This window comes from Bauldia litoralis, from assembly GCF_900104485.1.
In the GTDB taxonomy this organism is placed as follows: domain Bacteria; phylum Pseudomonadota; class Alphaproteobacteria; order Rhizobiales; family Kaistiaceae; genus Bauldia; species Bauldia litoralis.
Genome location: NZ_FMXQ01000013.1, coordinates 40,564 through 50,441, shown reverse-complemented (window position 1 = coordinate 50,441; position 9,878 = coordinate 40,564). Strand labels below are relative to the sequence as shown.

14 protein-coding genes are annotated in these 9,878 nt (G+C 63.0%); 9 read left to right on the top strand and 5 right to left on the bottom strand.

Going from position 1 to position 9,878, the window contains the following annotated elements:
• Position 1: 1 nt before the first annotated feature.
• Positions 2 to 1,105 carry a DNA cytosine methyltransferase gene (locus BLT60_RS22900; RefSeq protein WP_090880949.1) on the bottom strand — a complete coding sequence of 368 codons (1,104 nt, stop codon included), beginning with the start codon at positions 1,103 to 1,105 and terminating at the stop codon, positions 2 to 4.
• Positions 1,105 to 1,356 (bottom strand): helix-turn-helix domain-containing protein, encoded by a 252-nt coding sequence (locus BLT60_RS22895; RefSeq protein ID WP_090880908.1) that lies wholly within the window; start codon positions 1,354 to 1,356, stop codon positions 1,105 to 1,107. The genes BLT60_RS22900 and BLT60_RS22895 overlap by 1 nt, the downstream gene beginning before the upstream one ends.
• 160 nt (positions 1,357 to 1,516) lie before the next feature.
• Between BLT60_RS22895 and BLT60_RS22890 the strand changes: the two genes are divergently transcribed.
• Positions 1,517 to 2,428 (top strand): HNH endonuclease, encoded by a 912-nt coding sequence (locus BLT60_RS22890; RefSeq protein ID WP_090880906.1) that lies wholly within the window; start codon positions 1,517 to 1,519, stop codon positions 2,426 to 2,428.
• A gap of 23 nt (positions 2,429 to 2,451) precedes the next feature.
• On the opposite strand, the gene BLT60_RS22885 is transcribed toward BLT60_RS22890, so the two are convergent.
• The 3 genes from BLT60_RS22885 to BLT60_RS22875 are packed head-to-tail and all read right to left on the bottom strand — an operon-like array spanning position 2,452 to position 4,636.
• Positions 2,452 to 2,877, bottom strand: a complete 426-nt coding sequence (locus BLT60_RS22885) for a hypothetical protein (RefSeq protein WP_090880903.1) — start codon at positions 2,875 to 2,877, stop codon at positions 2,452 to 2,454.
• The gene (locus BLT60_RS22880) at positions 2,877 to 4,193 is read right to left on the bottom strand and encodes a recombinase family protein (protein ID WP_090880899.1); all 1,317 of its coding nucleotides are present in this window, start codon (positions 4,191 to 4,193) and stop codon (positions 2,877 to 2,879) included. Before BLT60_RS22880 ends, BLT60_RS22885 begins: the two co-directional genes overlap by 1 nt.
• Positions 4,190 to 4,636, bottom strand: coding sequence for a DUF2924 domain-containing protein (locus tag BLT60_RS22875; RefSeq protein WP_090880896.1), 447 nt, complete (start codon positions 4,634 to 4,636; stop codon positions 4,190 to 4,192). The genes BLT60_RS22880 and BLT60_RS22875 overlap by 4 nt, the downstream gene beginning before the upstream one ends.
• A gap of 340 nt (positions 4,637 to 4,976) precedes the next feature.
• On the opposite strand from BLT60_RS22875, the gene BLT60_RS22865 reads away from it, so the two are divergent.
• From BLT60_RS22865 to BLT60_RS25005, 8 genes are all read left to right on the top strand, one after another.
• Entirely contained in the window at positions 4,977 to 5,720 is a 744-nt protein-coding gene (locus BLT60_RS22865) for an ImmA/IrrE family metallo-endopeptidase (RefSeq protein WP_090880890.1), read from the top strand.
• A gap of 14 nt (positions 5,721 to 5,734) precedes the next feature.
• Positions 5,735 to 6,016, top strand: coding sequence for a helix-turn-helix domain-containing protein (locus BLT60_RS22860; protein WP_090880887.1), 282 nt, complete (start codon positions 5,735 to 5,737; stop codon positions 6,014 to 6,016).
• Positions 6,017 to 6,210: 194 nt separating this feature from the next.
• Positions 6,211 to 6,747, top strand: a complete 537-nt coding sequence (locus tag BLT60_RS22855) for a sigma-70 RNA polymerase sigma factor region 4 domain-containing protein (RefSeq protein ID WP_244521405.1) — start codon at positions 6,211 to 6,213, stop codon at positions 6,745 to 6,747.
• Between the two features lie 148 nt (positions 6,748 to 6,895).
• The gene (locus BLT60_RS22850; protein WP_090880882.1) at positions 6,896 to 7,261 is read left to right on the top strand and encodes a hypothetical protein; all 366 of its coding nucleotides are present in this window, start codon (positions 6,896 to 6,898) and stop codon (positions 7,259 to 7,261) included.
• 11 nt (positions 7,262 to 7,272) lie between these two features.
• The gene (locus BLT60_RS22845) at positions 7,273 to 7,758 is read left to right on the top strand and encodes a hypothetical protein (protein ID WP_090880879.1); all 486 of its coding nucleotides are present in this window, start codon (positions 7,273 to 7,275) and stop codon (positions 7,756 to 7,758) included.
• On the top strand, positions 7,758 to 8,591 hold the full coding sequence (locus BLT60_RS22840) for an ATP-binding protein (protein WP_090880876.1): 834 nt from the start codon (positions 7,758 to 7,760) through the stop codon (positions 8,589 to 8,591). The genes BLT60_RS22845 and BLT60_RS22840 overlap by 1 nt, the downstream gene beginning before the upstream one ends.
• Before the next feature lie 4 nt (positions 8,592 to 8,595).
• The gene (locus tag BLT60_RS22835) at positions 8,596 to 9,279 is read left to right on the top strand and encodes a hypothetical protein (RefSeq protein ID WP_090880873.1); all 684 of its coding nucleotides are present in this window, start codon (positions 8,596 to 8,598) and stop codon (positions 9,277 to 9,279) included.
• 64 nt (positions 9,280 to 9,343) lie between these two features.
• Entirely contained in the window at positions 9,344 to 9,874 is a 531-nt protein-coding gene (locus BLT60_RS25005) for a DUF6511 domain-containing protein (protein ID WP_342028635.1), read from the top strand.
• Positions 9,875 to 9,878 lie beyond the last annotated feature (4 nt).

Sequence of the window (9,878 nt, the reverse complement as noted above, 5' to 3'; positions counted from 1 at the left end):
CTCAGGCGACGAGGGACTTAAGCGCGACATCTGCGACGGCTCCCGTCGTTATGCGAGTTGGCTGCTCTGCTTCGAAGTCGAGGTGTGCGGAGATGCTTTGGCCAATGACCCTGCCAAGAACGACAGGGACGGCATTCCCGATCATACGGCCCAGAGCTTTGAACTGGATCGGAGCGCCGTGGGGCAAAAAAGAATAGGAGTCCGGAAATCCTTGAAGTACCGCGCCTTCGCGCAATGAGATTCCGCGATCTTGCTCGGGGTGACCGAAGCGACCATTTCCGAAACCGTAGAATTGGGTCGTCAATGTAGGGGCTGGCTCGTCCCAGACCATCCGCCCATAGACCCCAGGGTAGGTGTGGCCGGTTTCACGCCGGTGGCATTCGGCGACGAGGTGCTTCGGCCAATCGCGCCAAGTCCCTCCAGGGCGCGACGCGCGAATTCTCTCTAGGTTTAAATCAGACAGCTTGGATGCGGCATGCAGCTGATCCTTCGCATACGTTCCACCCTGTGTGATCGGCGGCAGTCGGCCGATGGCCGAGCGAACGGTTACCGGTCGCTCATGCGTGGATGGAATGAGTCCAATTGGGCCCAGCAAGGATGCCAGCAGCACCATGCGTCGTCGACGTTGAGGTAGGCCAAACCGGCTACTATCGATCACCTCTCGGTGCACGTTGTATCCTGAATCCTCCAAAGCCTCGACAAACTCGTCGAATACGGCGTGCTTGGTTACCGACGGCACATTCTCCATCGTTATCAATTCGGGTCGCGTGTCTTTGATCAAACGGCCGAAATGCTTCAAAAGGGCCCATCGAGGACTTCCGACCACGTCGTATCGTTGCGCATAGGTTGAGAACGGCTGGCAGGGGGCACACCCAGCCAGAACACGGATCTCAGCATCACCGAATAGCGCGTTGATCCGCTTCGAAGATACTTGCTCTACATTTGCTTTAATGAACCGCGAAGCGTTGTTGGTTTCGAATGGGTGACGACAGGCGTCATCGACGTCTATGCCTGCGACGACATCAAGGCCTTCAGCGATCAGCCCATGAGTGAGGCCACCGGCACCACAAAATAGGTCGATACATGCGATGCTTCGGTTTTTCATCATCGACCTCGGCGAGTTCTGATTTTCTTCGGGCGCTTCTTGGTTTGCGGAGCGGGGAGTTCCGGCACGAATTCTTTCACAGCTGATTTCTGCTCTTCGATCCAACGATCGATATCAACGCGCTTGAAGCGCCACTGCCCAAGAACCTTGAACGCGGGCAGTCGTCGCCTTTGAGCCAAAGTGTAGAGGGTCTTTTGTCCGACCTTCAGCAATTCAGCGACTTCAGGCAGCGTCAATATTTCGTCCGGCATCAATCGACTCTCATGCCTCAACAGTTGGAAAGCATGCCATTTCTTGCCAAATTTTGCCAGCGAGTTAAGTATGGTTTCTTGGTTGAGGTGGGTGAATCGGAACCCCTCATGGTGAGGTGAGTCCAGGCGTCTTCCTTACGTCAGACCACGGTCGAGCCAGATGAAGGCCATCTTCGATACCCGATCCGGCACCGGATACGACGACGACATCACCCGGCGGTATCATTTTCCGAATCGCTACCTCGCCGAGGCCGAGCGGGCCATGGGGGATTGGATCGTCTACAGAGAGCCTCGGCGCGGCAACGGCCGCGAGGGATACGTCGCGGTCGCTAGGGTGACGCAGATCGAGTCGGACCCGTCGAAGTCGGGTTTCTCATATGCCTATGTCGATGACTTTCTCCCGTTCGATGTCGTGGTCTCACTGCGCCGAGGCGCACGCTTCTACGAGCGCAAACTAAACGAGGTAGAGAACCCGTCTCGAATTGGCGCCGCCCTCCAAGGCCGGTCCATAAGAACGATCTCTGAGGACGAATTCGGCGCCATCGCTGTTGCCGGTCTTCACGAAACCCTGGACCCTGCAAACGCCATTCGTCTCGAGCTCGATAGTCGTCACGCCGACGCTGAAGTCCTAGCGATGGTGTCCGCCGCACCAGAGGAGCAAGAACGGCGCATTGCACAGATGCTCGTGAACCGAAAAATCAGAGATGCGGCCTTCCGGCGGGCTGTCGTTGACGCATATGACGGCCGATGCGCCGTCACACGGTTGCGCATCATCAACGGTGGCGGCAAAGCAGAGGCTCAGGCCGCTCACATCTGGCCGGTAGCTGAGGGTGGACCGGATGTCGTACAGAATGGGATCGCGCTTTCGGCTACCTGCCATTGGCTTTTCGACCGACATCTCATCAGCCTCACGGACGACTTCGGTTTGCTGGTTTCGCACAATAAAGTGCCGAGTGAGTTGCGAGTGCTTTTTGCACAGCAGCTGGATCGAATTCACCTACCTGTCGATCGACAGCTTTGGCCACATCCCTCCTATCTGGGCCGGCACAGAGAAGCTTTCGCCGCAGCTTGAGATCTGGGATGCAAGAGCGGCTTTCATGGGTCGACGAGCGCCGATCGACTGAAAGAATGGCGCGACAGCGGCCCTGCGATCAATTCTTGCTCCCGCCACGGGATCGGGAACGGCTCCATCAGCACCGCCAGCGTCATCTCCGCAGGCTGCAATCCATCAAGGATCGACTCAACGGTCTCCGGCGCCAGCAGCGTCAGCCGCAGCACCCGGCTCACGTAGGACGGGTTGATCTTTTCGGCCGCTGCGATCTCCCCGACGGTGGCGTACGCTCCGTTCTCCAGCATCTCGCGCCAGCGGAAGGCTCGGGCCAGCGCCTTGACCATGGCGTTATCGACATGGTGCCGGCAAGGGGCGGCAACGGTTCCATCCGGTGCGATGACCAGCTTGCGGCCGCCCCGCCTGCGGATGACAAAGGGTACCCGGACGGTGAGGGTCGGCACCGCCTCCATCAGGCAACCTTCTGAATCGGGCTGGCGACACCGGCGAGATCCCGGACCATATGGGCAAGACCCTCGATCCTGAGCCGAACATCAAGGCCGTCCAGTCCGACATCAATCCGCTCGACGAGGAGCCGGACGATGCGCGCCTGCTCGGCCGAGAACAGTTCCTCCCAAATCGGATCGAGTCGTTCGATCGCCTCACGGACGTCGGCCTGGGTGATTGCCGCGTCTTCGTTCCGCGCTGCTCGCCACGTCGCGACGACAATCTCGGGCGACCGCAGCATGCCGCGCAACTGATCCACGACGGCGGCCTCGATCTCGCCGGCCGGCACCCGGCTGACCGGACAGTCGTCGGCGCTGCCTTTGATCACCGACTGGCTGACATAGTAGCGGTACAACTTGCCGCCCTTGCGGGTGTGAGTCGGCGACATGGCGCGGCCGTCCGGTCCGAAGATGAGGCCCTTCAGAAGAGCCGGCGTCTGCGCCCGGGTATTCCCGGCGCGTTTTCGCGGACTCACGGCAAGGACTGCATGGACCCTGTCCCACAGAGTTCTGGAGACGATCGGCTCGTGTTCGCCGGGATATGCGGCGCCCTTGTGAACGGCGTCGCCGACATAGACCCGGTTGTTGAGGAGCTTGTAGAGCATCCCCGTGTCGATCGGCTTGCCGTACTTGTTGACAACGCCTTCGGCGGAAAGTTCGCGGGTCAGGGTGGTGGCCGAGCCGCATTTCACGAAGCGCTCGAAGATGCGACGGACGACCATCGCTTCGGTTTCGTTGATGACGAGTTTTCTCTCCCTGACGTCATAACCCAGAGGCGTCCAGCCGCCCATCCACATACCGCGCTTTCGGGAGGCCGCGAACTTGTCGCGGATGCGCTCGCCGATCACCTCGCGCTCGAACTGGGCGAAGGAGAGCAGGATGTTGAGCGTCAGCCGGCCCATCGACGTCGTCGTATTGAACGACTGGGTGACGCTGACAAAGGTGACGCCGCCGCGGTCGAAGACCTCCACCAGCCTGGCGAAGTCCATCAGCGAACGGCTGAGCCGGTCGATCTTGTAGACGACGACCACATCGATGCGGCGGTCTTCGATATCGGCGAGAAGCCGCTTCAGTGCCGGCCGTTCCAGAGTGCCTCCCGAGAACCCACCGTCATCGTAATGGTCCGGAACCAGCAGCCAGCCCTCCGGCTTCTGGCTGGCGACGTAGGCCTCACAGGCCTCGCGCTGCGCGTCGAGGCTGTTGAACTCCATGTCGAGGCCTTCCTCGGAGGATTTCCGGGTGTAGACCGCGCAGCGGAGCTTGCGGACCATCGGCTTCTTCATGCCTGCCCCCGCCGGTTCTTCAGGCCGAAGAAGGCCCAGCCATTCCACTGCGTGCCGGTGATGGCGCGGGCGACGGCGGAGAGCGACTGGTATGGCCTCCCCTGCCACTCATAGCCGTCGTGAAGAACGGTCACGGCGTACTCGACGCCCTGCCACTCACGAATGAGCCGGGTGCCAGCGATCGGCCTGTTGTCGAAGCGCCTGCTTCGGACATCGACCTTGCCGCTGTCGAACTGCTCGCCCAGCGCCTTGAGCCGCTCGATCGTCGCGGGCTTGAGACCGCCGTAGGCCAGTTCCTGAATCCTGTACGCCAGCCTACTTTCGAGGAAGCGCCGATTGTAGGGCGGTGGTTCGGTCTCGAACAAATCCCGCCACTGCCGTTTCAGGTCCGGCGTCGGCGTCGTCTTCAGTTTCGCAAGTTGGGCAAGCACCGTGTCGGTCATCGGCCATTCTCCGTTCTGGAGTTGGCATGACCGCTCTGGTGGTCGGAACAGTCGAGCGAACTTTCTCCGAAGTCAGCAGATAAAGGAGTGGACTGTCGCGCCCGGAGACGCATGAGCCCGGCCGCCAGAATCCCGGCGATTTCGGCGATGCGCTCAGCGGGGCTCATCAGGTTGGGATCGAGGCCGTTGCTCATATTGATCAGGTAGCGGTCGAGCCCCGATTTCTTCCCAGGAGGTGTTGGGGATTGCGGGGATAGCAGTTGCGTGACCGCGCAATTGTGACTCGACTCCGGTGTTGAGATGTGAGAACAAATAGCGAACACAGAGACGGAGAAGCCTGATGACCCCTGTGACCGCCGCCTACCGCCACTCCCGATTCACCGCAGATCCGGAACGGCTGTCGGCGGCCGATATCTGGAGCGTCGCCCGGGCCTTGCGCAGCCAGTTGGCGAAGGATGGTTTCGAGCGGCGGCTCCCCCTCGCCGATGTGGCCGAGCGGCTGTCACGGCTCGACATCAACGGGATCGCCTTCGACGTTGCCTGGGATCTCGACCATCGGGTTCTCAACAGGGCTGGCCGGCAGGTGATGGGGGTAACCGAATATGACAAGGCATCGCCCGACTGCGTGCTGGTCTCGGTGAACGGACCGATGCTCGAGGGCGCCGATACCCTGCTGCGTTCGACGATCGCGCATGAGATCGGCCATCTGGTCTTCGACGCACCGGGCTGGATTGTGGTTCCGCCTGCGGCGCCGGTCCGTTCGGGCTTTGCCTCGATGAAGAACCTCCGGGACCCGCGTGAAGTCCGCGCCAATGAGTTCATGGGCGCGCTGCTGGTTCCGCCGTCGCTCCTGCGCGTCGACTGGCAGCGGCAGGCCAGGCGGCACCGGTTTCCGCCGGCGGCGCGGCCCTCGACGGTCATCTCCGGAGCGCCTGCATACGAGGCAACGGCGCTGGAGACGGAGGCTGCCGAGGAGGCGATCTTCACGTTGGCCGAGCGCTATTGCGTCTCGGAGAGTTTCATCCGGGTCAGGCTCGAGCGTTACGATCTCCTGCGTGGCGTTCGGTCCTGGCAGGGTCTTTGAGGGAGAGCGACATCATGGCTTTTGGACCGTGGATCAGGAGCAGGCGCGAAGAAGCGGGAATCTCGCTCAAGGAGTTCTCCCGGTCGATCGACATCTCGCCGGCCTATTGGTCGCGCATCGAGCGGGGACTTGAGCTGGCGCCGAAGAATTCGCTGATCATTGCCGCCTGCGAGCGGCTTGGTCTGGCGACCGACCGCGCCTTCATCGAGGCGGCGCGTCTGCCGCCCGACATGCAGGGCGACCTGGAACTGGCGATTTCGGTCTACCGCGAGTTCAAGTCGCGCCGCCGAACCTGACGCCGTAATCCGGCACGTTCCGATTTCTGATTGAGCCCCGACGGCTCGCCGGGGAACGGGAAGAGTCTGTCCAGTCGCATCTGCCTTTCAAGACCACAACCGAGCCATCCGGGGTGACCGCCATGTCCGAGACTGCCAGCGTAGACGATCCGAGCGAGCCCGATGCCCTCGATGCCAGGATGCTGAGGGTGATGATGGCGGCGGCCGCCTATCAGGCGCGTCGCGTCGGACGAACCCTGGGGCTTTCCGGGTCCGACCGGCAGGACGCCGAGCAACAGGTTCTTCTCGCTCTGCTCGAGCGACAGAAGTTCTTCGACGTCAGGCGCGGACCGTGGACGCCCTTCGTGCATCGGGTGGCGCGCCAGGCGGCGCAGGGCGTTGCCGACGCCCATGCCGATCACCTTCGTCGGCGCGGCCCTTCGCTGGATCAAGACAGCGATCGTGATGACGACCGGGACGGAGAGGCTTCACCCGGTTTGGCGCTTGCCGACCCTTCTGCGCCAGGCGCCAATGACATCCTGTATCTCCACGCACTGCATCGCTTCCTGGAAATCCTGCCGCCCGAGCTTCGCCTTGTCGCCGAAGCCGCACTTGTCGCCGAAGGCCACCTGGCGGAAGCGCAGCGCGCTTCCGGCTTGTCGACGAGCGAATTCTATCGGCGTCTTCGCGAAATCCGCTACCGGCTGATGGCCGTTGGACTCGCCGATTTGCGTTTCCTCGACGCTCCCTGACCCCTCCTGGGAAAAACCGACCCCTCGATCGCTACCTTACGAGTAGCGGGGATGACCAGGCCGGTTTCCTTCCACCTCGCGCCAGACAGAAACGAAACGCCCAACGGTCGTGAGCACCCCTCCCGGCCGAAGCCGAGAGGTTTGCCCGATGCCAGGATATCTCCGCCATTCCGTCACCCCGCCCGAGCTCTTGACCATTCCGCTCGACGAAAACGGCCTTGTCGACTGGCTGGTCGATGCCGAAGCGGGCGACCATGTCATCTATTTCCGGGGCCACCTCGCGCTCGATCGCTGCGAAAGCGGCCGCGTCCGCGATCCCAGGGAACGCCAGCGTCTGGTCGGCCTGGCCCGCCGCGTGATGGCGGCGGCGGATCAGGGCCTGGTGATGCCGGTCCAGAAACGCCTCGGTTCCCACGATGCGCTCTACATCGCGGTGCGGAGCAGTGGCGCCCTTCAGGCTTCAGCGGTGGCGGCACGGCGATCGATCGCCACTCGCCTTGCCGTGGCGGCGTGAGGGGACGGCCGATGAACACCCCTCTCATCGTTACCGAACAGATCCGCGACCTGGCCGTCGCGGAGATCGCCGACCTCTCGGCACCGGAACTGGCCTGTCTGCTCGACGATCTTGGCACCCAGAAAGCGGCTCTTCGCTGCATCGAGGACAAGCTCGATGCAGCGCTGGATCGCCGCTACGGCGCCCGCGCCGGGCAATGCCGCGCGGAAGCCGGCAAGGACACCGGCACCGTCCGCTTCGACGACAACGGCTTTGTGGTCATCGCCGACCTGCCGAAGCGGGTGAAGTGGGACCAGGACAGGCTCCGCCATGCCGCCGAGATCATCCGCCAGAGCTGGGGCGACGATCCGGCCGATTACGTGAAGATCAAGCTCGATGTCGCCGAGGCGGCGTTCGCCAATTGGCCACGGCCGGTGCGGGAACTGTTCCTGCCGGCGCGCACGGTCGAGACCGGCAAGCCCTCGTATCGGATCGAGAACCAGGGCGGAGCACGATAATGGCGCTTCGCATTGTCAGCGCCGACGAGCGCCTGTCGACAACCAACGCCAAGACCACGATGGCGATCTTCGGCCCGAGCGGCGCGGGAAAAACCTCGTTGTTGAAGACGCTGCCACCGGCGGAGACCCTCTGCATCGATCTCGAGGCCGGGATGAAATCGGTTCAGGACTGGGCGGGCGACAGCATTCCGGTGCGCAGCTTCCCCGACGCGCTCGACATCGCCTGTCTGGTCGGCGGCATCAATCCGGCGGCCGATCCCTCCGGCTTCTTCTCCGATGGCCACTATCGGCATCTCAGCGAGACCTATCCCGATCTCGTCCGAATGATCGCCGGCAAGCGCATCATCTTCGTCGACTCGATCACCGATCTCACCCGCCAGGCCATGGCCTGGGCAAAGACCCGGCCTGAATCCTTCTCCGACAAGACCGGCAAGCCCGACACCCGCGGCACCTACGGTCTGCTGGCACGCGAGGTGATCGCGCTCCTCAAGCACCTGCAGCACGCGCCGGCACGAACGGTGATCTTTGTGGGCATCCTCGAGCGGGTCACCGACGAGTTCAACCGGGTCACCTGGCAGCCGCAGATGGAAGGCGGCAAGGCGGCCCGCGAGCTTCCCGGGATCGTCGACCAGGTGATCACCATGAGTTTCTTCGCCGCCGACGGCGACAGCTGGCGACATGAGCCCGAGCGCGGCGAGGTGCGCCGACTGGTCTGCCGCTCGGGCAACCCCTTCGGCCTTCCTGCCAAGGACCGCAGCGGCCGCCTCGACGTGACCGAGACCCCGGACCTCGGCGCCCTCCTCACCAAGATCAACGCCAACCCGAAAGGATGATCCCATGAGCTTCGACATGAACGACGCCGAGCAGCAGAAGACCGGCGAGCTTGTTCCCGACGGCACCTTCGCCAAGGTGGCGATGAGCATCCGTCCTGGCGGGATCGACGGCGAGTCCGAGATCGACCGGGCTCTCCTCAAGGCGCCCAAGGACCCCTCCAGCGATGTCCGCATGCTCGATGCCGAGTTCACCATTGCTGAAGGCCCGCATGCCCGACGGAAGTTCTGGCAGCTGTTCACGGTCGCCGGCGGCAAAGTCGACGAGCAGGGCGTGTCAATCGGCTGGAAGATCTCGAAGGGAACCTTCCGGGCAATGATCGACAGCGCACTTGGGCTCGATCCCAAGGACATGAGCGAGGCGACAAAGGAGAAGCGGATCCTCCGCGGTCTCGCCGATCTCTCCGGCATCACATTCGTCGCCAAGATCAGGGTCGAGTCGAGCGACGACCCGCGCTACGGCGACAGCAACAAGCTCGACCGGGTCGTCGTTCCGGACGAGCCCGAGTGGCGGAAGGTCATGGATGGCGAGGATGTGCCGGCCAGCCCGAGCCGCTCGCGCGGGAACGCCAAGAGCTCATCGCCCCAGCCGGCCTGGTCGGCAAAGACACCGGCGGAGATCCAGCTGCCACCGGCAAGTCCCTCCCCCGCTGCGGCCAAGCCGCCCGGTCCTGCCTGGCTCAATGGCTGATCGTCATGACGGACGACGAATGGCAAGCGCACACCACTCGTGAGGCGGCGAAGGCGATCGGCAGATGGCTCGAAGGAAGAGGACGGCTCCACCAGCCCATCCGCTCTTTGACCATCGCCGACCTCGAGGCGATGGCCTCGAACGCCATCAGCCGCTTCGTGGTTCTGGGAGCGCAGCGGATCCGGGACGAGCCCGAGGAGGCCACGGACCTGATGTGGCTCTTGGCCGGATAGTCCCGTGCGCCCTCTGCGGGCGCCAGGATCGGGGCTTCGGCTACTGCCATCACCTGCGCTTCGACCGGTTTCCGCATCACCGCTTCTGCTCGATGCGGTGTCTCGATGCCGGCTCCGCGCTCGCCAAATGGAACAACGGGATGATCGACAAGACCGACATCGAGATCCAGGCGATCAAGGAAGCGCGCCGCTTCCTCGCCGAGGTGCTCACCGAAATGGACTTGATGACGCTTTTCCACGATCGGAGCGCCGCAGAGATCGACCGCATCATCGAGGCCTGCATCGATGGCTTCCAGGACGCGATGCAGCGTCAAGCAGACGCGGTCCGAAATGTCCCGTTCAACGACACGATCCCTTTTTGAGGCG

What these genes read in the sequence shown, in the direction of transcription:
- BLT60_RS22845 (WP_090880879.1), top strand. Translation starts at nt 7,273, where the DNA reads ATGAACACCCCTCTCATCGTTACCGAACAGATCCGCGACCTGGCCGTC.
- BLT60_RS22865 (WP_090880890.1), top strand. Translation starts at nt 4,977, where the DNA reads ATGACCCCTGTGACCGCCGCCTACCGCCACTCCCGATTCACCGCAGAT.
- BLT60_RS22840 (WP_090880876.1), top strand. Translation starts at nt 7,758, where the DNA reads ATGGCGCTTCGCATTGTCAGCGCCGACGAGCGCCTGTCGACAACCAAC.
- BLT60_RS22855 (WP_244521405.1), top strand. Translation starts at nt 6,211, where the DNA reads ATGGCGGCGGCCGCCTATCAGGCGCGTCGCGTCGGACGAACCCTGGGG.
- BLT60_RS22900 (WP_090880949.1), bottom strand. Translation starts at nt 1,105, where the DNA reads ATGAAAAACCGAAGCATCGCATGTATCGACCTATTTTGTGGTGCCGGT.
- BLT60_RS22895 (WP_090880908.1), bottom strand. Translation starts at nt 1,356, where the DNA reads ATGCCGGACGAAATATTGACGCTGCCTGAAGTCGCTGAATTGCTGAAG.
- BLT60_RS25005 (WP_342028635.1), top strand. Translation starts at nt 9,344, where the DNA reads ATGGCTCGAAGGAAGAGGACGGCTCCACCAGCCCATCCGCTCTTTGAC.
- BLT60_RS22835 (WP_090880873.1), top strand. Translation starts at nt 8,596, where the DNA reads ATGAGCTTCGACATGAACGACGCCGAGCAGCAGAAGACCGGCGAGCTT.
- BLT60_RS22860 (WP_090880887.1), top strand. Translation starts at nt 5,735, where the DNA reads ATGGCTTTTGGACCGTGGATCAGGAGCAGGCGCGAAGAAGCGGGAATC.
- BLT60_RS22880 (WP_090880899.1), bottom strand. Translation starts at nt 4,193, where the DNA reads ATGAAGAAGCCGATGGTCCGCAAGCTCCGCTGCGCGGTCTACACCCGG.
- BLT60_RS22890 (WP_090880906.1), top strand. Translation starts at nt 1,517, where the DNA reads ATGAAGGCCATCTTCGATACCCGATCCGGCACCGGATACGACGACGAC.
- BLT60_RS22885 (WP_090880903.1), bottom strand. Translation starts at nt 2,877, where the DNA reads ATGGAGGCGGTGCCGACCCTCACCGTCCGGGTACCCTTTGTCATCCGC.
- BLT60_RS22850 (WP_090880882.1), top strand. Translation starts at nt 6,896, where the DNA reads ATGCCAGGATATCTCCGCCATTCCGTCACCCCGCCCGAGCTCTTGACC.
- BLT60_RS22875 (WP_090880896.1), bottom strand. Translation starts at nt 4,636, where the DNA reads ATGACCGACACGGTGCTTGCCCAACTTGCGAAACTGAAGACGACGCCG.